The sequence below is a fragment of the Caldibacillus debilis DSM 16016 genome, from assembly GCF_000383875.1.
Lineage (GTDB): Bacteria > Bacillota > Bacilli > Bacillales > Caldibacillaceae > Caldibacillus > Caldibacillus debilis.
This window is the reverse complement of record NZ_KB912888.1, coordinates 1-22,283: the sequence shown is the minus strand read 5'-3', so window position 1 is coordinate 22,283 and position 22,283 is coordinate 1. Positions and strand designations below refer to the sequence as shown.

Genomic DNA, 22,283 nt, shown 5'->3' with positions numbered 1-22,283 from the left:
CGCTCCTTGGCCGGCCGCATCCGCCCGTCAGTCCCCGATAAAGGAAGCCCGGACCCTGCTCCAAAAAGGAAAGGGCTTGTAGCGGGCAAAGCGGATCTTTTTCTCGGAGACACGGAATTGGATCCATTTTACATCCTTTTCCAAAAAGGACAAATGGTCGACCGTCACAAGGAAATCCGGCTGGGTGACCGGTTTCAGGACGCAGGTGTGATGGGACGGGAGGATGAGCGGGGATCCGATGGTACGGAACACCCGGTTGTTGATGGACGCCATCTCGGCGATTTGGATCGCTTCCAGGGACGGATGGATGATGGCCCCTCCCAGCGCCTTGTTGTAGGCGGTGCTTCCCGAAGGCGTCGACACGCATAAGCCGTCGCCGCGGAACCGTTCAAACAATTCCCCCTTGATTTCCACATCAATGACAAAAGTCCCTTCCACGCTCTTGACCGTCGATTCGTTCAAAGCCAAATATTGGGAGTCCCGTTTCGCCGGCTGATTATACCGGACGAGCACATCCAACAGCGGATATTCGACGATCCGGAAGGAGGATTTGGCGATGGCGATCACCAGCTTTTCGATTTCTTCCGGCACCCAGTCGGCGTAAAAACCGAGATGGCCGGTATGTACCCCCACGAATGCGGTATGTTCCAAACGCCCTTTATACTTGTGAAAGGCGTAGAGGAAGGTGCCGTCGCCGCCCACCGAGATGACGATTTCCGGCTGGTCTTCATCATAGCGGAAACGAAAATCTTCCAGATAGCTTCTGATTTTTTGCACGTATTCGTTCGATTGTGGGTCGCCTTTCGATACGATGGCAAATTTCACGGTTCATCCTCCCTTGTCGGTTCTCATTGGTCCCTTTCCTTTTTCTCCGTAAAAAATTTTTGGGCTTCCCGGATTTCCTCCCGGATGAGGGACATCTCCTCGTCCAGCAAAAACGCCGCCTCCGCCGCCCGCCTCAAGCGGAATTGGATTTCCTCCGGGAAATGGCCGTTGTATTTATAGTTCAGGGTGTGCTCGACGGTTGCCCAAAAATTCATCGCCAGCGTCCGGATTTGGATCTCCGCCAAAATATTTTTCTCCCCGTGGATCGTCTGCACGGGATACCGGATGATCAGGTGGTAGGAACGGTAGCCGCTCTCCTTTTTCCGCCTGATGTAATCCTTTTCTTCCACGATTTCAAAGTCTTTTCGTTGCCTCAATAAGGAGACGATCGTATAAATATCGTCGACAAACTGGCAGACGATCCTCAATCCGGCAATATCCTGCATCAAATCCTCGATCCGGTCGAGGGGTATATTTTTTTTCTTCGCCTTATCCAAAATGCTCGGGATCGGTTTTACCCTTCCGGTGACAAATTCGATGGGAGAATGGGTTTCTTCCAGCTCGAATTGGTTGCGGATCCCCTTCAATTTCACCTTTAATTCTTCCACCGCTTGCCTGTACGGTTCCAAAAAATGATCCCAGTTTTCCATTTTTCCACTCCTCTCCCGGGGGTGGGTTTTTCCCTTTTCCAACCCTATTTTCCATGATAGCCGCCGTTTCTGCAACCATCCCGGCCGGGAATCTGTTCTTTTTTCCCTGTTTTTGCTATCATCATAGCATGACGGGGAACCGGCCGGTGAAGGCCTGCGCGTGAAGAAAATTCGATCAAGTCCTCCCGTTTGTGTAAAATCCTGCTCCCAGTCAAGGGAACATCGCCTTCCGGAAATGGAACGGCTTTGCGCCCGCCTCTATTACACAAATTCCTGGACTTCATCGAAAATTCCAGGCGGACGGGGGACTTTCCCCTTCACCGGCAAAGATTTTTGCCGATAATAAGATTGGGTGGCGCTGTTCGCCACGGACTGGCAGGTGGAACAATGCAGCAGCTGGAAATCGAATTCAAAAATCTGCTGACAAAAGAGGAATTCGAACGGATCAAAGGGCTTTTTTCCTTTCAGCCCGCGGATTTCAAACTCCAGGAAAACACGTATTTCGATACGGAAGACTTCGCGTTGAAAAAAATGGGATGCGCCCTCAGGATCCGCGGCAAGGAAGGAAAGTGGGAATGGACGTTGAAGGAGCCTGCCGCCGGAGGGCTTTTGGAGACGACGGAAAAGCTCACTCCCGACGCGGCCGCGCAAATCGCCGGCCAAGGCCGTTTTCCGGACGGGCAGCTCGCCGGCCGGTTAAAGGAATTGGGGATCGAGCCGGCCCGGCTCCGCCCCTTCGGAAAATTGAAGACGTGGCGGGCTGAAAAAAATTACAATAATGGGTTGCTTGTCCTTGATCATAGTGTATATTTGAATAAAGAAGATTTTGAACTGGAATATGAAACCGGCGATCCGGTTTCCGGCGAACGGGATTTCCAACAACTGCTGGAACGGTGCCGGATCCCCCGGAGAAAGACGGAGAATAAAATCATGCGTTTCTATAAGGAATGGATCAAAAGGAACGAAGAATCGTAAAGAAGGGGATCGATGTACATGGATGTCCGGCAAATTCAGGCATGGATCGAATGGTCCGCCATCCGGGAGATGACGGCGGGCGAAAGGAAACCGGAGGATGCTCCGGATGTTTCCGCCTCACTCTTTTCCGATCTCCTCCAGCTTTATTTGAACAGCTGGGGAGAAGGGAAGAAAGGGCCAAACGGGGCGGCTTTTCCGCCAACGAGCGGCATTTTGCCGCCCGTATCGGAAAATCCATTGCCTCCTGCGTCCTTTCCCGATAAAACGGGCGGACCGGAAGCGGCAGCGGGAACCGGTAACACTGTAAAAAGCGGCGCGCCGGAAAACATCCGGGCGATCATCCGGCAGGCCGCCGAACGCTACCAGCTGCCCGCCGAACTGATTGCGCGGGTCATTAAACAGGAATCAAACTTTCGTCAATTTGCCGTCAGTCCCGCCGGAGCGAGCGGCTATATGCAGCTGATGCCGCAGACGGCAAAGAGCCTGGGCGTGAAAAACATTTTTGATCCCTATGAAAATATCATGGCCGGTTCGAAATATTTGCGGCAGCTGCTCGACCGGTACGGCTCGGTGGAATTGGCCCTCGCCGCCTACAACGCCGGCCCCGGAAACGTGGACAAATACGGCGGCATACCGCCGTTCAAAGAAACCGTCCACTATGTAAGATCGATTCTCAAGGATTTGAAAGTTTAAACTCAAGCCGTTCGGCAGCGCGCCGGACGGCTTTTTTGCGGAAGTTGCCGGCGAAAATCCCCATCTTCCCCTTTTCCGGTGCGAGATATTTGTGTTATCCTTTCAGCGTTGATAAAATAACAGCAAAGCCTACCGAAAAAAGGGAGTTTCGTTCACATGGAAGCGAGGACGTTGTACGAGATCATCGGGGAAAAAAAGCTGCATGAGCTGGTGGACCAGTTTTATCAAAATGTTTCCAAGCACCCGGATCTTCGTCCGATTTTCCCGGATGATCTGACGGAAACAGCGAGAAAACAAAAACAGTTCCTTACCCAATTCCTTGGCGGCCCCCCTTTATACACGCAGGAGCACGGCCACCCGATGCTCAGGCGGCGGCATCTTTCCTTCCCCATCACCCCGAAAAGGGCAAAGGCATGGCTGGATTGTATGGCCAGGGCAATGGACGCCGTTCATTTGGAAGGCGAAGTCAGGGATGAATTTTTTTCCAGGCTCGCCTTCACCGCCCAACATATGATCAACACACCGGAACATGCCGGAGAAGAAGGGTGAAGATCGTGGAAAATAAATTGGAGAGCCGGACGACCAAAACCTGCAGCGAAAACAAACCCCTCGAGCTTTATATATTCACCGATCCGCTATGTTTTAAGTGCTGGTCTTTGGAAATGGTGATCAAGAAGCTCGAATTGGAATACAGCCATTATTTCACCTTATCCTACATTTTGAGCTGCAAGATTTCCCGATTGAATCCTGCCTGCTCCGGCAGGAAAGCGAAGGGCGGCCATCCGAAAACCCTGCTTGAATATTGTTTGGGTTCGGGCCGGGAACAGGAACGGAAGAACGATCCCCCGTTCATCGCTTCGATCGCCGTGAAGGCCGCCGAATTGCAGGGAAAAAACAAGGGGATCCGCTTTTACCGGAAACTCCAGGAATACTTATTTTACCGGGAGATGAACATTACGAACCCGCAGACATTGATCGCCTGTGCAAAGGAGGCCGGGCTGGATGTCGAGGAATTTAAGAAGGATATCCATTCCACCAGCGCATCGAAAGCCTTCCAGTGCGATCTGTACGTGACCAATGAAATGGGCGTAACCGATTTTCCCACCGTCGTCATGTTTACCAATAACGCCGACGAAGAAGGGATCAAACTGACAGGGAATTATCCGTATGAAGTCTATGTGAAAATCCTCCGCGAGATGCTGAAAAGGGAGCCGGAAAAATCCTCCCTGCCGCCGATCCTCACCTATTTGAAAATGCAGAAGTGGGTGACGGCGAAGGAAATATCCTTCGTTTACGACCGGCCGAAATTTCAGGTGGAATTGGAGCTGAAAAAATTAAAACTGCAGAAAAAGGTCGACCGCATCAAATGCGAACGGGGAGAGTTCTGGCGGTATATCGGCGGGGATTGAACGGAAAAATAGGGGAATCGCGCAACCGAAGCCGAAATCGGGCAACGGAAGGCGGGTAAGGACAGCCGGGAACGGAAAAGGGGAAACGTTTCCCCTCTCCTCCCGGATGCCCCCCGCCCCTCATTATTTCAGGGCATCCTCTCGCGGATGCCTTTTCCGGCCGGTTTTTTCCGATGAATCGGTCAGGACCGGTCCGGACCCCATTTGAACGGGACGCTTTCATCCCCTCCGGGGGCGCCCCGCAAAACAAAAAGGGCGGGAAACATCTCCGGTAACGGAAAAAGGTTCGGCGGAGCCGCCGAACCTTTTTCCTTACGAACAAAGGGGATGGGAGAAATTTCCACGGTCAAACAAAGGGGTATAAGTTTTTGTGAATTTCTTCACACTAGTAATATAACATAGGTGCAACCATCGATCAATGCCTTCTTTGCGATTTCACGAGATTGTCACAATTTCCCCTTTCCGGACAATCCGGCATATCGGCTTGCCGCCGGGCATAAGGATGTATAAAAACGAAGCCGAGGCGGTGCATCCCAATTGGAGAAGTGGATTTTCCTGGCATTGATTCTGTTCGTCCTCATTTCTTTCTATCTCCATTTGTTCGGGCTGATCCACGTGCTGCCCCTTCTTTTCACTTCCTTTCTCCTGTTTTCCTCCTATTTCCTCCTGTTTTTGTTCCTCCATAACCGGAACCGGTTCCGGGGATTCAAAAAATAAAGACCCGCCTGGAAAGGCCGGACGCCATCCGAAATATGGCCGAAGGGGCCGAAAGGCCAGTCCCGTCGCCCGGCGGGTCCAATTTTTGCAAAAAAAGATTTCCGGATAAAGCTCCGGAAATCGAGATGTAATATTCGCAGCCCGGGCGTGTTAACCCAGCAAATTCTCCATTTCTTCCAATCTTTTTTCGAACAGGGTGAAGGCCGCTTGGATCGGCTCCACCTTGGTCATGTCCACCCCGGCCTTTTTCAGCACTTCGATCGGATAATCGGAGCTTCCCGCCTTCAGGAAGGCGAGATACCGTTCCACCGCGGGCTTCCCTTCCGTCAATATCTGTTTGCTCAACGCCTGGGCGGCGCTGAATCCGGTGGAATATTGGTACACGTAATAGTTGTAATAGAAATGGGGAATCCTGGCCCATTCCATGCCGATCTCCCGGTCGACCACGATGTCGTTGCCGAAATATTTTTTGTTCAAATTGTAATAAAGGTCGGTGAGCAGCTCCGCCGTCAAAGCTTCCCCATTTTGGGCCCGGACGTGGATTTCATGCTCGAATTCGGCGAACATCGTCTGTCTGAAAAGGGTGGTGCGGAATTCTTCCAAATAATGGTTGACAATATACAGCCGCTTCCTTTCGTCGTCGAGGGTCTTCAGCAAGTAATCGGTAAGCAGGGCCTCGTTGCAGGTGGAAGCGACCTCGGCGACGAAGATGGAATAATTTCCGTAGACGAACGGCTGATATTTCCGGGTGAAGTAGCTGTGCACCGAATGGCCGAATTCGTGGGCCAAGGTGAACAGATTTTTGACGTCGTCCTGCCAGTTCAGCAAAATGTACGGGTTCGTGCCGTAGGATCCGGAGGAATAGGCCCCGCTCCGTTTACCCTTATTTTCCAGCACGTCGACCCAGCGGTTTTGGAACCCTTCCTTCAGGACGGACAAATATTCCTCCCCGAGGGGGGCGAGCGCCTTCAATAAACATTCCTTCGCTTCCTCGTACGTCACTTTCATTTCCACATCTTTCACGAGCGGCGTGTAAAGGTCGTACATGTGGAGTTCGTCGACGCCGAGGGCTTTCTTCCGCAGCCGGACATAGCGGTGCAGCAGATGGAGATTTTTGTTGACGGTGGCGACCAGGTTGTCATAAACCTCTTCCGGGATATTGTTGTTGGCCAAGGCCGCGTGGCGTGCCGACCGGTATTTCCGGACGAGGGCGTAAAAATTGTCCGCCTTGATTTGCCCGCTCAATGTGGCCGCAAAGGTGTTTTTAAATTTTTCGTATGTATCGTACACCGCCTTGAAGGCATCCCTTCGCACCCGCCGGTCCCGGCTTTCCAAAAAGGGAACGAAACGGCCGTGGGTGACCTCCGCTTCCTCCCCGTTCTCGTCGACGATCGTCGGGAAGTGCAGATCGGCATGATTAAGCATCCCGAACACTTGATCCGGCGTATCGGCGATCTCCCGGGACTTGGCCAGGACCTCTTCCACTTCCGGAGAGAGGACGTGGGGCCGCTTTAAATTGATTTTGTCAAAATAATGCCTGTACAACTGCAGCTCTTGGTTTTCTTCCAGGAATCTTTCGATCTTTTCTTCCGGGATCGACAGGATTTCCGGCACGACGAAGGAAAAAGCGCTTGCCGCTTCGGTATGCAGCGTATTCGCCCGGGCGTTCAGCCCTTGATAGAACTGGTTCGTCGTGTCCTGATCGTACCGCATATGGGCGTAAGTATACAATTTTCCCAGCCGGAAATAGACCTGTTCCTGGAACCGGAGCAATTCCAATAGCCGGCCGGCGCTTTCCCCGAGGGTTCCTTTAAATTCCTGCGCCTTCGGCAGCAGTTTCTTTATCTCCCCGAATTCCCTTTCCCAATCTTCGTCGGTGGGAAAAATATCTTCGAGCCTCCACGTATATTCGACGGGAACCTCGCTCCTTTTCGGAAGTGTCTTTACCTTTTCTTTTGCCATGCAAATCCCCCCATACAAGATCTTTTTCCATTGCCATTATCAAAATAATGGATGATATCAATAAAAATACCCTTATTGTTTCCAATCGTCAATGAAAAAGTGTCAAAATTAGCGCCTTTTGCTCTTTTAAAAATTTTTCCCGTTCCTCCCGCCACCGGTCGGCCGGCAAAGGTTCCGGTTTTCCCTCGATCACGTATCGGTTTCCCCGGATCCGGGCAAAGCCGCACTTCGCCAGAAAAAGCAAATATTTTTTCACCGGGGAAAAGGGATCCCGGCCTTCGGCAAGGACCGGCTTCCGCCATCTCACCAGCCCGGTTTTTTCCGATCGGCGGAGATAGGTTTTGACCTCTTCCATTGAAAAGGTTCCGCCGCGGGGCCTTTGGCGGAAAAATTCCAGCCAGATGAGGGCCTGCCAAAGAACGGGATGGGTTTCGATGGCATGCATGCGGGGAACGGGGATCCCGACCTCCTTCGGGAGCAGGGTCGGATGGATCGCGGAGGCATAGAGGGCATGGAGGGCCGGTTCCCTTTTCGCGGATCTTTGCAGATGGCAAAAGATCAGCCATCTCCCGACTTCCCTCTGCCAGACAGCCAACAACTCGGAAACATCGAAAGGCGGACAGGAACGGAAAACCTCCTTCATCCCGCAGGACAGGGGGAAGGTCGTTTTTTGATAATAAAACCGGCTTTTGGAAACGGGGACGAGATGGACATACTTGACAAACATGGGGGGATCCGGTTGGAAGGCCAGGATGAAAGGAGAAGCGGGGCCTTCCCGGATGAAAAAGGACAGGAAATCGGTGGCGGAAAAGAAGGGGCCCTTTTCTTTCCGGATGCGGGAATCCAGGACGATCCAAAGGGGGATGATGCCGGATCTCCGGTAACTTTCGTCCCTATCCGTCAACAGGGAAAGGGACAGCGGGGAACATTGGAATTCGAGTGCGTATTTTTTTCCCGCCCTTTCGAAAAAAACATCCGCCCGTTGTTGCAGATCGGGCAAAAAATATTCCAGCTGCGGTCGGTAGCCCTGTTTTTCCAGCCATTCGAACAGCCATTTTTTGCCGAGCAAATGGGTTTCGGTTTCCCCCTCCGGTTTAACCGGGCAATGGCGGTAATGGGAAAAATGGGGGACCTTCTTCGCCCCGGTTTTCAGGATGACCGGTTCGCCGCAGGCGGGGCAGAAAAAGGAAGTTTCCCTTTTGATCTTCCCGAGGGAATCTTTCGAACGCCCGAGCAAAGAAAAAAGCTCCCCGGATCGGGTTTTGGCCACAAACAAGCCCTCCCCTCCTTCCGACCGTTCCGGAAAGACCGGGGCCCCCGCCCGGCCCGGGCGCCTCGGCACGGGACAGGGGGCGGATCCCCTTCCATCGGTTTTTCTCCATTATCCATTTCCGGAAAGGACCTGTCAAAAGCAGAAAACCGGTTTTCTCTGACCGAGAAAACCGGTTTTCTCCTTTAGTTAAAATGTTTTTTCAGAACCGCAAAAACGTCTTCCGAAATGATTTCTTTCCCGTATTCCATCAAATAGTGGACGGTTCTGTTCGATTCGCGGCCGTATTCCAGGACCCGGCCGAGCAATTTCTCGGTTTCGAAGGAATCTTCCGCGAATTCCAGGTACAAGTAGTATTTGCCTTCGAGGGCGAACAATTTGCTGCAGCAAACTTCCTCCCACGGATACTTTGCCAAGGCGATAAGGTCTTCAAAATCGTCGAAGTAGGCGACGAAGGAAAATCCTTCGCCGTCGTAATCTTCTTCCGGCTCGACTTCCTTAAATAAGAATTGCTGATCGAGCAGCTCCTCGATCCGCTCATTGATCTCGCCGTCATTTTCCTTGTCGTCGCCGAAGGAAACTTCAAAGCGCTGCCCGTCCTTTGCGATCTGCGCTTTGGTGACGACGACTTCCAATCCTTTATCTAAAGCGTGAACCTGGATCCAAAGGGGACCGTCAAACGCAAAATCCTCTTCCTGATGAATTTCATCCATCATTTCCCAAAATAGTTCTTCGCCTTTTTCCCGGTTGTACCATATTTCCTCGCGATCGAACCCGCGCTCTTCCACATCCACATAGGAGATGAAAAGTTTCACGGTGTTTTCGTTGATCCGTTCAATTTCCATATGGCAACTCTCCCTTCCATTGCAATGGTTTGAAGGGAATAATCCCTCGGCAAAGATGTTTGCCATGAACGACGAACGCAAAGGTTAGTGTAATCCTTCTTCCTTTATTTTATGAAAAAATGTCTCCGAAGGGAAATAAAAATGTCCCTATCCGAAAAATGAGCAAACAACCCGCTTTCCACTGTTATTTACCCATATATTACATGTCCGCGGATGGGAGTGCAACCGTTTTGTCGAAATTTTTTAAAAAACCTTCATGCGGAACGCATGAAGGTTTTTTAACAGCGAACAGAACGGAAAGATGGATTCGAGGATGCGGTCAGTTCACCATCCGCTGGGCTTCCAGCAGCTGATAGGTGCGGACTTTTCTCGGCAGGAAGCGGCGGATCTCGTCTTCATTGTAACCGACTTGCAGCCTTTTTTCGTCCATGATGATCGGCCGTCGCAGCAAGCCGGGATTTTCCTGAATCAATTTAAACAACTCGTGCAGCGGCAGCGAATCCAATTGGATGTTCAGCTTTTGGAAAGTTTTCGAACGGGTGGAAATGATTTCGTCCGTCCCGTTTTCCGTCATCCGGAAGATTTGTTTGATCTCCTCGATCGTTAACGGTTCTGCGAATATATTCCTTTCCTTATACGGAATTTGATGCTCTTCCAACCAGGCTTTTGCCTTCCGGCAAGACGTGCAGCTGGATGCGGTGTACAAAATGACCATCTTTCGATCACTCCTTTATTCAATTTTAATCCTTTATTCAGTTGTTTATCTATGCAAACTATGATTGAGAACAATTTTCATTCACAAATTAGAATTACTATCATTTTATAATGGGTTAAACTCATTATACTACATTTTAAGAAATTAATATAGATTTTTCGTGAATTTTTTGTTACAGCTTGGCCAAAACTTTTCCATATATTATACGGATTTCGGGAGGAAAAAGTTTCGTCCTTCACATTATTTCTTAAAAAATGATCTTGCCTTTTCTTCCCCTTTTCATTATAATATTGAACAAAATTTGATCAAGAAAAAACGATGAGAAAGGAAAGTACATTCAACGACCGTTTCCAGAGAGTTTGTGGCCGGTGCGAACAAACAACGGGGTTGAATGGAATGGGCTTTCGAGTCCCGACCGAACGGATGCGGGCGGCATCCCAGTAGGAAAGGGCGTCCCCTTACGTTATAAGGGTCGAGTTCACTCGGCAAAGCGACCGTTTTTACGGTAACGAGGGTGGCACCGCGGATGACTGACCATTCGTCCCTTTTCGGATGAATGGTTTTTATTTTCCCAAGATAAATAAAGGAGTGTGAAGCCTATGGCGCAAACGGTATTCTCCGGCATTCAGCCGAGCGGGACGACGACGATCGGGAATTATATCGGCGCAATCAAACAGTTCGTCCGGCTCCAACACGCTTACGAATGCTATTTCTGCATCGTCGATCTGCATGCGATCACCGTTCCCCAAAATCCGAAGGAACTGCGGGAAAATATAAAAAAGCTTGCCGCCTTGTACCTGGCCTGCGGAATCGATCCGAAAAAAGCGACGCTCTTCATCCAGTCGGAAGTTCCCGCCCATGCGCAGGCGGGCTGGATCATGCAATGCATCTCTTACGTCGGGGAACTGGAACGGATGACCCAATATAAAGACAAGGCGCAAAAACACGGGGAATCGATCCCGGCTGGCCTGCTCTCCTATCCTCCGCTCATGGCGGCCGATATCCTGCTCTATGAAACGGATTTCGTTCCCGTCGGCGAAGACCAGAAACAGCATTTGGAGCTGACGCGGGACTTGGCGGAGCGTTTCAATAAAAAATACGAAAATATCTTTAAAATCCCCGATATTATCCTTCCGGAAAAGGGAGCGCGGATCATGTCGCTGCAGGATCCGACGAAAAAGATGAGCAAATCGGACGCGAACCGGAAGGCTTTCATCTCCCTGCTCGACGAACCGAAACAGATCGAAAAGAAGATCAAAAGCGCCGTTACCGATTCGGAAGGAATCATCCGCTACGATAAAGAAAGAAAACCGGGCATTTCCAACCTGCTTGTCATCTATTCGGCCTTGAGCGGCCTACCGATCCCGGATCTGGAAAAACGATATGAAGGGAAGGGGTATGGCGAATTCAAGGCCGATCTGGCCGAAGTCATCATCCGGGAATTGCGGCCGATCCAGGAAAAATACTACGAAATCATCGATTCGCCGAAGCTGGACGATATTCTCGCGGAAGGGGCCGAAAGGGCGAACGCCAAGGCCAGCCGGATGCTTAGGAAAATCGAAAATGCCCTCGGCCTCGGAAGAAACAGATAATCAATACAAGGGCCGCTTTTGGCGGGGCGTTCAGCCCGCGCAAAAGGCGGCCCGTTTTTCCTTTTAGCCGAAAACCGAAAACCTTTGGTTTCCGGTCCCCGTACCGCATATGTATGTCAAGAATCCCAATTGACCTTCGCTCCCTTTTCCATATCCCACAATCTTTCAAAAAAAGGCTGCCCTTTGATCAATCCTTCGCACAAATGTTCATGCCGCTCCGACCAGCCGTGTTTCACCTCGTCGTACAAATAGTTCCATGCCTTTTCAAAGGACATCTTTTGGATTTTCCGAAAGTTTTTCGGCTCCCATTCGGTGCACCAGTAGCGGATTTCCGCGGTGTTCTTCGACGCCTTTAATTGGTCGAGGGCCATGAACAAAATATGTTTCATGTTTCTTTCCTTTCTCGTCAAACCGATCATGTATTTCGGTTCCGGCGATAGGATATGGTAGGTTTTTCCCTCGTCCTGGGGAATCGGAAATTCCTTGGCGTCTTCCCCCCGGGTCATTTCATAGACCAATTGCTCCTGGCGGGGGATGAGCCGGCTCTTCCGCATCGGGATCTGATAGCCGATCGTATCGACGGCGATGATATCGGCCCCGTCCGTTGCCACGAAACAGTAATCCAGCTGGATGCGTTCGCCGTTTTTCCGGATCCAGGCCTTCTGATAAACGTCCTCCAACAAAGCTTCGGGAAGCACGGACAATTGGTTTTCGATATACAGGAACAAGGGCGTGGAAATTTTCAGCAAAGGAACCTGGTCCAAAAGTTCGATGGTATCCTCTTTTCGCCATTCGTGAAACGGGCAAACGTTGTAGCCGTTTTCTTCCCCTTCGAACCAATTCACCCATACATCATGCAGGTACAACATGAAAACCCCTCGCTTTGAGTCCTTTTTGTGTACAGTATGGGCACGAAGGGGGGAAATTATTCCTTGGCCGGATCCCTTTCATCCCCTGCCGGAAGGGGAAAGAAAAGGATGCCTCAAAACCTCGTTCCCTCGGATTTTTCCTGCGCCAAAAAAGGTTCTGCGATCCGTTCCGCGCTCATGGCGATCATTTCATCCGTTCGGCAGCGAAGTTTTTCCCGGCAGGCCTTGACGATGGCAAAGCCGACGGCATAGCCGGCCATGGGCGGAACCCCCCTCATTCCGTAGAGCAGCCGGTCATGACCGGGATCGCCGGTTTTCAGCCGGAGATTGGCGCGGAAATATTTTTCCCACAGTTTTGCAATCTGCTTTTCCGTGTACTGGCGCATCCAGCGGGCCACATATTTTTCCCCGCAGGAATCGGAAACCGCGTGTTCCGCCAACCCTTCCATGACCAGGGAATCGAGCAGGGTGAAGGTTTCCGTCTTCCTCCCGAGACGGTGGAGCCTTGCGGCATGATGGTATTCGTGGACAAACAGGGCTTTCAATTCCTTTCCGTCCTCCGGGGGGGTCAAGAAAAGGAACATGGCCCCGGGAAGGGTATAGCCGTTTTTCAAAACCAATGGGGAAAACAAAGAATGATTGGCCGGAAAAATATAGACAGGGATGTCCGGGCCTTTCCACCTTTTCCGGAAATGGTCCAAATACTTGTCCGCCCGGTCCCAAACCTTCATTTCTTTCAATCGGACAAAATCTTGAAAAGTCAGGCCGGAAGGTTTGTACAAGCCTTTTTCCGCCAAAAACTGATAAATCCCCGGCGGATCCAGATTTTCAAAATGGGCCTTCAATGGTTCGCAGAGTCGGTAAGGATGGAAAAACTGTTCATCCAGCCATCGATCCGTCCGCATGACGGGCATTTTCCCACCGGCTTTCGTTAAAGGAGTCATTATATGATTATTCAGGACCCTCCCATCCGGTGAAAACGGCCGAAGTCGTCCGCCGGTTTTTTAGGCGCCATGGCCGGCGGCAAGTTTCCGGCGGATCTTCCCGGCCGCCGAACGGATTGAAGTCGGATTCGATCCAACCGGGGCAAGTTTCCTGCGGGCCTTCCCGGTTTCCCCAATCCTTTGCGGAAGCCAAACGTTTGGCAAAAAGGACCGCCGTCGCCGGCCGATGCTTTCTGCCCGTCCCGGGTTCTTTCCCGCTCCCCGCGGAAATCCCTGCGTCCCCGCGCGGGGCCGCGGCAGGCGGGCGGCAAAACCCGCAGCGGGATCCGCCTATCCCTTGGCCGCCCCGCTTCCGCCTGGGCCCCCGAGGAGCTAAAAGGAGAAAGGATGCGGGTGCGCCTTCCCGGTGCCGACTGGCGGAAAGCGGCCGTCCGAGCAGCGCGGACCGGGGCTTTCCCGCAGTCCCGGCGGCATTGATCCCGGAACGCACCCGAAACTGCGGGAGGCCTATCTTCATTTTTTCGCCGCCCTGCACCGATCCGGAGCGGGCATGCATCGGGCCACGGGATGCTGCTCTCCCCGTTCCCCATTTAAAATCGGCCCACAGGATGATGCGCCGCTTCGGGCGGCAAAAAAAATACCGGCGTCCCGTTGACTTGGGACACCGGTTCGCCGCCGCAAGCGGCATTCCCAATCCAAAAGCGGCGGGGCTTGTTTTCTGCGCGGGCAAAACCGCCGCTTCTTTCCGGATGGATCCGATCCGATAACGTCCGCCGGTTTCGCTCCGTTTTACGGCTCGAATTTTTTCAAAACGATCGTGGCGTTATGGCCGCCGAAACCGAAGGAATTGCTGATCGCCACACGGACGTCTTTCTTTCTCGCCTCGTTCGGCACATAGTCCAAATCGCATTCCGGATCCGGCGTTTCATAATTCATCGTCGGCGGGATGACGCCTTCTTTGATCGCCAATGCCGTAAAGATCGCCTCCACGGCGCCGGTCGCCCCCAGCAAGTGGCCGGTCATCGATTTGGTCGAGCTGACGGGAATCTTGTAGGCGTGTTCGCCGAAGACGGTTTTGATGGCCATCGTTTCAAATTTATCGTTGTATTCCGTGCTCGTCCCGTGGGCGTTGATATAGTCCACTTCCTCCGGGGATACGCCCGCGTCATCGAGGGCCATTTTCATAGCGCGGGCGCCCCCTTCCCCGGCGGGAGCCGGCGCGGTGATATGGTACGCGTCACCCGTGGAGCCGTATCCGACGATCTCCGCATAAATTTTTGCCCCCCGCTTCAGGGCATGGTTCAATTCCTCCAGGACGACAATGCCCGCCCCTTCGCCCATGACGAACCCGTCCCGGTTTTTGTCGAAGGGCCGGGAAGCGGTGTTCGGATCCGGATTGGTCGTCAAAGCCGTGTTGGCGCAGAAGCCGGCGATGGCGATTTTCGTGATCGGGGCCTCCGTCCCGCCGGTAATCATCACATCCGCGTCTCCCCGCTGGATGACTTTAAAGGCGTCGCCGATGGAGTTGGTTCCCGTGGCGCAGGCGGTCACCGTGCAGGAGTTCACCCCTTTCGCCCCCAAAAGGATCGACACCTGCCCGGCGGCCATATCCGGAATCATCATCGGCACGAAAAACGGGCTGACGCGGCGGTATCCCCGCTGGAGAAAGGTTTCAAACTGCCTTTCATAGGTTTCCATGCCGCCGATGCCCGAACCGATCCACACGCCAACCCGGTGGGCATTGCTTTCGTCGATGGAAAGCCCGGCGTCTTTGACCGCCATGAGAGCGGACGCGACGGCAAAATGGGTGAAACGGTCCATTTTCCGCGCATCTTTTTTATCCAAAAAATCCTCAGGGTTGAAATCCTTGACTTCCGCGGCTACTTTGGCGGGAAATTCGTCCTTGTTTACCCGGGTAAGCGGACCGATGCCCGATTTCCCCCGGATGATGTTTTGCCAGGCGGTTTCGGCGTCGTTGCCCACCGGCGTCACGGCGCCGATGCCGGTAATCACAACCCTTCGTTTGATCATTATCCCTCATCTCCTAAACCATTGTTCAACAAATTCGGTATAAAGACATCTACTGTAAAACAAACGGTTCCGTTCCGGATTCATCTTCCCCAGCGCATGGCGAGGGCCCCCCATGTCAGCCCGCCCCCGAAGCCGACCATGACGACGATGTCTCCATCCTTTATTTTACCAGCTTCCACCTCTTCGACAATAGAGATCGGGATCGAGGCCGCGGAGGTGTTCCCGAATTTATTCACCGTGACCGACATCTTTTCCCGGGGCAGCCCGAGCCGCTCCCTGGCCGCTTCCATAATGCGGATATTGGCCTGATGGGGGATGAAAAAGTCCACGTCTTCCGTTTTTAATCCGGCCTTTTCAATGACATGGACGGCGGATTCCCCCATTTGCCGGACGGCAAATTTGAAAACTTCCCGCCCGTTCATGCAAATATATTTGTCTTGGTACAAATATTTGCCGCCCGAACCGTCCGCTCCCAATTCGAAGGAAAGGATCCCTTTGCCGTCGGAAACGGGGCCTATGACGGCGGCGCCGGCCCCGTCCCCGAATAAAACGGCCGTATTCCGGTCGTCCCAGTTGGTGATCTTCGACAATTTTTCCGCGCCGACCACGAGAACGTACCGGTACGCGCCGCTTTCGATAAATTGTTTTGCCGTCACCATCCCGTATATGAAACCGGAACAGGCGGCGCTGATATCCATGGCCGCGGCCTTTTTTGCCCCCAGCCTTTCCTGAAGCACGCAGGAAACCGACGGGAAAGAGTAATCCGGGGTTACGGTGGCGGTCAGGATCAAATCGATGTCCTCGCCCGTAATTCCCGCATTTTCCAGGGCGCGGAGGCTCGCTTCATAGGCCATGTCGGATGTCCCGGTCCGGTCGGAGGCGATCCTTCTTTCTTCGATGCCCGTTCTTGTCCGGATCCATTCATCGGAGGTATCCATCATTTTTTCCAGGTCGAAATTGGTGACCACTTTTTCCGGGATATATCTCCCGATGCCGATAATACCTGCGTTCATTTCCATCACTCCCGCAAACAGGTTCCTATAAATATACGGCAAGAATTAACATCATCTTTTATGACTTGGTACTAATTTTAGCTCATCTCCGCAAATTTTTCAAATCCAATTTTCTTCCCCGCCTCTGCCAAATTCACGAAAATCTCCGCAACTGTCCGATATCCGGTCCGCCGGGAGCAGCTCCGTTCCTTCCAGACAGGAGTTTGGCGATCCTTCGCCTTCCCGTTTTTGGCTTCGGCGTCTTCCCGTGCCGGGAAAAATTTTGCGCCTGTGCTTTTCAAGCCTATGGTAAACGTCTAAACACATTACAACTGTCCCGCATAGAGTGGATCATAGGGGTACGGGTAAAGGGGGTGAGCAAATTGTCGGAAGAAAAGAAGAAAGCCTTTGCCGATGTGGAGGATCGTTTTTCCCGATTCATGTTCGGCGAGCCGAAGGAAAACCGCGAATCCGAGGAAGACAAATCCCGCAAAGATGATGGGAATCCGGATGAAAAATTGCTGAAAGAGCTCGACTCCCTCATTAAACAGGCGGCTAGAATCCGGCGTTTGCTTTTAAAAAAGCAATGAAGGAAAACGTAAAAATGGCTGTTCAGAGGTGATGAACAGCCATTTATCTTGCCGCCGGCAACGAGGAATGGGGCCCCTCTTTCCTCCCGCGCATCCCGTTCTCATGTTCCGCCTCAGCGCTTTCGCCTCTGGCTTCGCTAACTTTGTCTCCCCTCTCGGTTCCTTCTTCCCTTTCTTGCTCCCGCTCCGGTTCCGTTTCTGCATTCGCATCCGCTTCCCGCTCCGCGCTCCATCCCTTCGTCCCGTCCAGTGAAAAAGAAAGCACGGTCCGGGAACGGCCGCCGTCCGGCCAGGATGCCGATGCCGGACGGACGATCTTTTCCAGAAGCCGGGCGATCGCTTCTGCCCAAGACGCAGCATCCGTCCCTTCCGCCGTTCTTTCATTTTTCGAAGGGGTTCCTAAAGCTTGCGGGAAAACCCCGAACGGATCCGGCGGATCTCCTTTTTGAACCGGCAAATCAAAAACGATCACCTTGTCTTGGGACAAGCGTCTCAGCCATTCCTCCCGCCCTTCCATGGAAGCCGGCCAGAGCAGGATCCATACCCTGTCCCCGGCCCCCCTTCCTTTTGGGAAAACCTTCTCCAAAAAACTCACGACCCTCTCCGGAGCAAAATCTTTTCGAATCAGCCAATCATAAAAGGGAAGGAAGACCGGTAAGCCGGCAAAATCCGGGGACGTCAGTTTCCGAAAATTGCTGTTTCGGGCGAAATACAATTTTTTTCTTCGGAATTCCCCTCCTCCCACATCCCTTCCGCATAAAAAACCGGGATCCCCTTATCCAGAAGATGCGCACAGAGGGCGAAGCCGACAGGGCCGTAAGGTTCCAAAACAACCGCCGCTTCCATTCTCTCAGCTCCTTTTTTACGGGAATTTACAGCTGCTTTTCCGTCTCTTTGAAAAGGCGGAAGATGACCGCGGACAGGGCGTGCCTCCCCCCGGACGGAAGGGCGAGGATCCGGTCTTCCGCCAGGTTTTGATATTTTTCCTCCCGATCCGCTCCCTCCCGTTTCCGGTCCGGCCGGACAAAATGAACGATTTGATAAGGAACGGGAATCACGACCGGATGGCGATGCTGGTTATTGATAAAAAATTCACATTCCTCATCACTCGAAAGGGAGTAGGCTTTTTTCAAATCCGAATAGAGCTTTTTCAGCAAAAAGGGCTGGTCTTTGACTTCCTCCGTCAGTTTTTTGAGGGAAAATGCCGGATCGATGAAAACGGCGGAACGGACATAGTCGCCCTTGTCGGCGAGGAAGGATTCGGCCAGCAAGGCCCCGATGCCCTCGGCGATCAGATGGATTTTTTCGTTTAAAATCTCGTTCCGTTTGACGAACTCATACAAATTTTCCACCTGCTCAAAAGCCTGCGGATTGGCGAAATGATGTTTTTCCAGGACCGTATAAAAAACGGTGTAACCGCGGACATTCAGTTCATCCATTAAAGATTTCCTCGGTTTGTTGACTGTCGGACGGTCGTCCGCGCCGATGTCCCCATCGAAATATCCGATCCACAGCACGCCGAATCCGTTCGGTTTTGCCGGGTAGTGGATGATGCATGTTTTTTTGTTTAAGGTAAATATCCGGTAATCCATGGCAAATCCCCTTTTCCTTTTATGCATCCGCTGCTGAAAAGATCCGGGGCTCCCGGATTTCCCGCTAAAAAAGCGATCAACGGCAGGAATCCCGGTTTTCCTTTGCCGCCGGATTCGATTCTCCCCATTCTGTCCTTTGCGTACGGGACTCGGGAACCGGGCCGCTGCCGGATTTTCCTTTGACGCCGGAGGCAGAGGAATGGCGGACGTATGGACCCGTCCCTTTCCGGCCTGCCCGAAGGATGTTTCATCCGGGTCCGCCCCCTGCCCTTAAGTTTGAAAGGGAATGCCGGCCTCTTCTTCGATCTCAACGCCTTGACAGATCAATAATTCCCGGCGGTTGCCGCCGCTATTGCCGCTCGGACGGTCCCTTCACCCGACGGCAGCGATGCGAACTTCATGCCGTTTTTAAATGCCCGCCGACAGGTGATTCCGTTCGGGCAAGTTTTTCCAGGTTTGCGGCAAATGAAAGGAAAAACCGGCAGGTTCCGTATCCCGCCTTTCCACTAATATATTCCCCATGCCGCGGATTGGGTAGGGAAACCGCCCAATGCCGGCACAAAATTCGGTCCCGGAAAGGAAAATCCCTGTACGAACGGGCCCCGTATTTTGAACGGCCATAATACCCCGGCGGACGGCAGAGACTGGGAACGATGATATGTTAAAGGCATGGGTGATCCCGAACCCATTGCCGTTTTTTCTTTACAGTTGCCAATTTTTCATTTTATGGTATGATTTTTTTAGAAATGGTATTCAAGCATTTTCGGAAAAGGTGAATCCAATGAAATATTTATGGACTTTCTTTTGGACATTCTTGCTTGCGCAAATGATGACTTTCGTCGTAGGATCCATTAAAAGCACCCCTTACAGTTTTGAAACCGGGCTGAAACTGGCCGTCGGCATGACCGTCCTCTTGCTCATCATTCCCCGCCTCCTGCCCGAAGAAAAGGCTGAAAGATAGGAAACGAAGGCTGCACGTGACGTCAGCCTTTTTTTCATGTTTGGATGTCTTGGCTTGTAAGCAGATGAATCGCTTCAGTGCACATGACGAGCTTTTCTTCATGTCCGTCCTTCTTTCAGAAAAAAGGGGCCAACTTTCATCCGAACGGCTGTTGAAGGTTCTTTTTCCAGCCATTGACAAAAATCGCCATTTTCGGAATAATAAGAATTAATCATACGTTTTAGGATGGGGAAAAATGGATTTTAAAGATCTCATGAACGAATTGCAGCCTTTTATGAACGAGCGCCGCGTCCCCAAGGGGAATTATTTGTTTCGCGACAACGACCGGGCCGCGGAAATTTTCTATATTAAGGAAGGGGTCATCCAATTAAAGAAAACACAGCCGGACGGAAGGGAATTTGCTTACCGGATCTTGTCGGGCGGAAACATGATTGTGGAAACGAATCTTTTTGAAAAGGAAGCGAATTACCCCTTTAACGCCGTCGCCTTGGAAGACAGCGTGCTTTACGGAATCCCGAAGGATGATTTTGAAGCCCAGCTCCTGTTGAATCCCCAAGTGGCGGCGAAATTTTTCGCCTGGCTGAACAAACAGTACCGGATCACCCAATCCATCATCCGCGACCTGTTAATCAACGGGAAAAAAGGGGCCTTATATTCCATCCTGATCCGCCTGGCCAACAGCTACGGCCAAAAGGTCGAAGACGGGATCATGATCAGCTTGCAATTAACCAATCAGGAACTGGCCAATTTTTGCGGTTCGACCCGGGAAGTGGTGAACCGCCTGCTTCAGGAGCTGAAGGAAAAGAAGGTCCTCTCCTTCCGCAAGCGGCATATCGTCATCCACGATCTCCAATATTTGCGGAACGAGGTCCAATGCGAAAAATGCCCCATCTCCATCTGCACCTTTAATTAAAATATTTGCCGGCCGAATCCGGGACCGGCCGTTCCCTTCGGGCGAAAAAACGGCTTCTCCCGAAAACGCCGCCGCGCCTTTCGCCCCATCATCCCCGCCAGTCCCCCGGAAAAAGTTTTATTCCGGAAAACGCCGCCGGCTCCGCGGCCGTCATAAAGCCGCACTTTCTGAAGCCCCAATCAAAAGATAAGAGCGAACAGACGGGGAAAGGAAGAAACAGAAATATCCAGCCCCCGAAAAAGCAGAAGGCCGCCCGCAAAAGGCCGTTTTACGGACCTTTCGGGGCAGCCTCAACCCGTCAAGAAATGCCTAAGGCGATTTTTGCGTAACGGCTCATCCGGTCTTTCGTCCAAGGCGGATTCCAAACGATATTCACTTCCGTTTCTTTCACTTCGGGAATGTCGGCCAAAGCGGCTTTTATCTGATCGGAAATGATGCCGCCCAAGGGACAGCCGATCGTCGTCAACGTCATCGTGACGGTGCATTTGCCGTTTTCATCGAGATCGACCCCGTACACCAAACCGAGGTTGACGATATCTATGCCAAGTTCCGGATCAATGACCTGTTCCAAGGCGTTCATGATATTGTCCTTCAGTTCTTGATCCACCGTTTTCCCTCCTTTTTGTATTCATTTTAGCAGAAGACGGAGAAAAACTGAACCGAAAAGTCCGGTTATGATCCGGATAAATATTGATGAAGCCAGTCGACGGCGGCCTTTACCCCTTCCCGTGTCACTTTGTGGTCCGCCTGTTCGTCGAGGATGAAGCGGATCTGTTCCGGATTTTCATATCGTTTCCGCATATCCTGGAAAAACCGGTAGGCAAAATGGTGGGGCACCGTTTGATCCTTCTTCCCGTGCCAAAACAGGAGCGGACAGGCGGTAAATTTTTCCCGGTTGGAAGCCGGATCGAAGCGGGACAGGATCTCGAGACGCCGTTCGATCTCTTCCGCGGACAGGGAGATTTTCATTTGTAATTTTTCCATTTGCGCCAGCAAATATTTCGCGAAGGGAACATATTCGGGACAGCCCATCAGGCTGACGGCCGCCCGGATCCAATCATACCGGACCAGGGCTCCCAGGGTGACGATGCCTCCCATGGACGTGCCGGCTACCCCGATTTTTCCCGGCATAATCTTCCCTTGCCGCTCCCAGGCGTCTTTGACCGTTTCCAATTCCTTGATGGTGGTGACGACGATATCCCAAAATTTTTCCGGCAAATGGACGGAATGGGCATTCGCGGCCCGTTCCCCGTGGAATTCCGCTTCCGGCAACAGGGTGCGGATCCCTTTTTCCGCCAGCAGGTACGCGTAATGAAGATTGTGCTCCTTTGCGCTCGTAAACCCGTGGAGGAAGATCACCGTCGGCAGGGGTTGGGAAAAACGTTCGAGGGGAGCCACTTCCAGCAGCGGGATTCCTGCGACGGAAGTTTTTTCAACAGCGATCATTCCTTTCATCCTTCCCGACCGGAGATTTTGTGTCAAGCGTCAGTGAAAATGTCATACTAACGCGTCAGTGAATATGTCACTGATATATTTACTTTGACCTCAGTTCATTCAAGCCGGTTTCAGTTCCTTTGAATTCGTGGGCCTATATTTGCGCCAAGGATGATCAGGTCCTGGCTTGTACGATTTCTTTTCTGAGCTCTCCTTTTTCTTTTCAGGAGTTTTTGCCGCTTTGTTCCGGGTTGCTTCCATCAAGGGGTAGGGCTTACCTTTGTACCAGACAAACAGTCTGCCA

23 protein-coding genes, 1 pseudogene and 1 other annotated feature are annotated in these 22,283 nt (G+C 52.1%); of the genes and pseudogenes, 9 read left to right on the top strand and 15 right to left on the bottom strand.

Annotated elements, in window-relative coordinates; translation table 11 throughout:
- Nucleotides 1-27: 27 nt before the first annotated feature.
- Both A3EQ_RS0108920 and A3EQ_RS0108915 read right to left on the bottom strand, forming a co-directional pair.
- Entirely contained in the window at nt 28-825 is a 798-nt protein-coding gene (locus tag A3EQ_RS0108920) for an NAD kinase (RefSeq protein WP_020154830.1), read from the bottom strand.
- 23 nt (nt 826-848) lie between these two features.
- On the bottom strand, nt 849-1,475 hold the full coding sequence (locus A3EQ_RS0108915) for a GTP pyrophosphokinase (RefSeq protein WP_020154829.1): 627 nt from the start codon (nt 1,473-1,475) through the stop codon (nt 849-851).
- A gap of 387 nt (nt 1,476-1,862) precedes the next feature.
- Here A3EQ_RS0108915 and A3EQ_RS0108910 point away from each other — a divergent pair, with 387 nt between their 5' ends.
- The 5 genes from A3EQ_RS0108910 (at nt 1,863) to A3EQ_RS0108885 (ending at nt 5,269) form a co-directional block, all read left to right on the top strand.
- On the top strand, nt 1,863-2,450 hold the full coding sequence (locus tag A3EQ_RS0108910; RefSeq protein WP_020154828.1) for a CYTH domain-containing protein: 588 nt from the start codon (nt 1,863-1,865) through the stop codon (nt 2,448-2,450).
- 12 nt (nt 2,451-2,462) lie between these two features.
- A complete protein-coding gene (locus A3EQ_RS22140) occupies nt 2,463-3,143 on the top strand; it encodes a lytic transglycosylase domain-containing protein (protein ID WP_020154827.1) in 681 nt (226 codons plus the stop codon).
- Between the two features lie 156 nt (nt 3,144-3,299).
- Nucleotides 3,300-3,692: a globin domain-containing protein gene (locus A3EQ_RS0108900; protein ID WP_020154826.1), complete on the top strand. Its 393-nt coding sequence runs from the start codon at nt 3,300-3,302 to the stop codon at nt 3,690-3,692.
- Nucleotides 3,689-4,552 carry a ClpXP adapter SpxH family protein gene (locus A3EQ_RS0108895; RefSeq protein WP_020154825.1) on the top strand — a complete coding sequence of 288 codons (864 nt, stop codon included), beginning with the start codon at nt 3,689-3,691 and terminating at the stop codon, nt 4,550-4,552. Before A3EQ_RS0108900 ends, A3EQ_RS0108895 begins: the two co-directional genes overlap by 4 nt.
- Nucleotides 4,553-5,089: 537 nt before the next feature.
- Nucleotides 5,090-5,269, top strand: a complete 180-nt coding sequence (locus tag A3EQ_RS0108885; protein ID WP_020154824.1) for a hypothetical protein — start codon at nt 5,090-5,092, stop codon at nt 5,267-5,269.
- Between the two features lie 150 nt (nt 5,270-5,419).
- Here the strand turns inward: A3EQ_RS0108885 and pepF are convergent, their stop codons facing one another.
- From pepF to spxA, 4 genes are all read right to left on the bottom strand, one after another.
- Entirely contained in the window at nt 5,420-7,231 is a 1,812-nt protein-coding gene (gene pepF, locus A3EQ_RS0108875; RefSeq protein ID WP_020154822.1) for an oligoendopeptidase F, read from the bottom strand.
- A gap of 88 nt (nt 7,232-7,319) precedes the next feature.
- Nucleotides 7,320-8,501, bottom strand: a complete 1,182-nt coding sequence (locus A3EQ_RS0108870) for a competence protein CoiA (protein WP_244874571.1) — start codon at nt 8,499-8,501, stop codon at nt 7,320-7,322.
- A gap of 185 nt (nt 8,502-8,686) precedes the next feature.
- Nucleotides 8,687-9,346, bottom strand: coding sequence for an adaptor protein MecA (gene mecA, locus A3EQ_RS0108865; RefSeq protein ID WP_020154820.1), 660 nt, complete (start codon nt 9,344-9,346; stop codon nt 8,687-8,689).
- Between the two features lie 319 nt (nt 9,347-9,665).
- Nucleotides 9,666-10,061 (bottom strand): transcriptional regulator SpxA, encoded by a 396-nt coding sequence (spxA, locus tag A3EQ_RS0108860; protein ID WP_020154819.1) that lies wholly within the window; start codon nt 10,059-10,061, stop codon nt 9,666-9,668.
- A gap of 309 nt (nt 10,062-10,370) precedes the next feature.
- Nucleotides 10,371-10,610: a binding site (T-box leader), on the top strand.
- 50 nt (nt 10,611-10,660) lie between these two features.
- Between spxA and trpS the strand changes: the two genes are divergently transcribed.
- Nucleotides 10,661-11,653, top strand: coding sequence for a tryptophan--tRNA ligase (gene trpS / locus A3EQ_RS0108850; RefSeq protein ID WP_020154817.1), 993 nt, complete (start codon nt 10,661-10,663; stop codon nt 11,651-11,653).
- Nucleotides 11,654-11,769: 116 nt separating this feature from the next.
- On the opposite strand, the gene A3EQ_RS0108845 is transcribed toward trpS, so the two are convergent.
- The 4 genes from A3EQ_RS0108845 to A3EQ_RS0108820 form a co-directional block, all read right to left on the bottom strand.
- Nucleotides 11,770-12,522, bottom strand: coding sequence for a YjbA family protein (locus tag A3EQ_RS0108845; protein ID WP_020154816.1), 753 nt, complete (start codon nt 12,520-12,522; stop codon nt 11,770-11,772).
- A 113-nt stretch (nt 12,523-12,635) separates the two neighbouring features.
- On the bottom strand, nt 12,636-13,427 hold the full coding sequence (locus A3EQ_RS0108840) for a DUF2268 domain-containing protein (protein ID WP_169382667.1): 792 nt from the start codon (nt 13,425-13,427) through the stop codon (nt 12,636-12,638).
- A gap of 828 nt (nt 13,428-14,255) precedes the next feature.
- Nucleotides 14,256-15,497 (bottom strand): beta-ketoacyl-ACP synthase II, encoded by a 1,242-nt coding sequence (gene fabF / locus A3EQ_RS0108825; protein ID WP_020154812.1) that lies wholly within the window; start codon nt 15,495-15,497, stop codon nt 14,256-14,258.
- A gap of 80 nt (nt 15,498-15,577) precedes the next feature.
- The gene (locus A3EQ_RS0108820) at nt 15,578-16,510 is read right to left on the bottom strand and encodes a beta-ketoacyl-ACP synthase III (protein ID WP_026499856.1); all 933 of its coding nucleotides are present in this window, start codon (nt 16,508-16,510) and stop codon (nt 15,578-15,580) included.
- Nucleotides 16,511-16,863: 353 nt separating this feature from the next.
- Here A3EQ_RS0108820 and A3EQ_RS0108810 point away from each other — a divergent pair, with 353 nt between their 5' ends.
- Nucleotides 16,864-17,079, top strand: a complete 216-nt coding sequence (locus A3EQ_RS0108810) for a hypothetical protein (protein WP_147402820.1) — start codon at nt 16,864-16,866, stop codon at nt 17,077-17,079.
- Between the two features lie 43 nt (nt 17,080-17,122).
- Here A3EQ_RS0108810 and A3EQ_RS0108805 read toward each other — a convergent pair whose 3' ends face one another.
- Nucleotides 17,123-17,674, bottom strand: a complete 552-nt coding sequence (locus tag A3EQ_RS0108805) for a hypothetical protein (protein WP_154652840.1) — start codon at nt 17,672-17,674, stop codon at nt 17,123-17,125.
- A gap of 277 nt (nt 17,675-17,951) precedes the next feature.
- Entirely contained in the window at nt 17,952-18,671 is a 720-nt protein-coding gene (locus A3EQ_RS0108795) for an alpha/beta fold hydrolase (protein WP_020154806.1), read from the bottom strand.
- 781 nt (nt 18,672-19,452) lie between these two features.
- Between A3EQ_RS0108795 and A3EQ_RS0108775 the strand changes: the two genes are divergently transcribed.
- On the top strand, nt 19,453-19,632 hold the full coding sequence (locus tag A3EQ_RS0108775) for a YjzD family protein (RefSeq protein ID WP_020154802.1): 180 nt from the start codon (nt 19,453-19,455) through the stop codon (nt 19,630-19,632).
- A 235-nt stretch (nt 19,633-19,867) separates the two neighbouring features.
- The gene (locus A3EQ_RS0108770; protein ID WP_020154801.1) at nt 19,868-20,545 is read left to right on the top strand and encodes a Crp/Fnr family transcriptional regulator; all 678 of its coding nucleotides are present in this window, start codon (nt 19,868-19,870) and stop codon (nt 20,543-20,545) included.
- Nucleotides 20,546-20,843: 298 nt separating this feature from the next.
- Here A3EQ_RS0108770 and A3EQ_RS0108760 read toward each other — a convergent pair whose 3' ends face one another.
- The 3 genes and pseudogenes from A3EQ_RS0108760 to A3EQ_RS22780 form a co-directional block, all read right to left on the bottom strand.
- Nucleotides 20,844-21,152 (bottom strand): metal-sulfur cluster assembly factor, encoded by a 309-nt coding sequence (locus A3EQ_RS0108760; protein ID WP_020154799.1) that lies wholly within the window; start codon nt 21,150-21,152, stop codon nt 20,844-20,846.
- Nucleotides 21,153-21,217: 65 nt separating this feature from the next.
- Nucleotides 21,218-21,991: a prolyl oligopeptidase family serine peptidase gene (locus A3EQ_RS0108755; RefSeq protein WP_020154798.1), complete on the bottom strand. Its 774-nt coding sequence runs from the start codon at nt 21,989-21,991 to the stop codon at nt 21,218-21,220.
- Nucleotides 21,992-22,099: 108 nt separating this feature from the next.
- Nucleotides 22,100-22,283, bottom strand: a pseudogene (locus A3EQ_RS22780) (ISNCY family transposase); the annotation flags it as partial.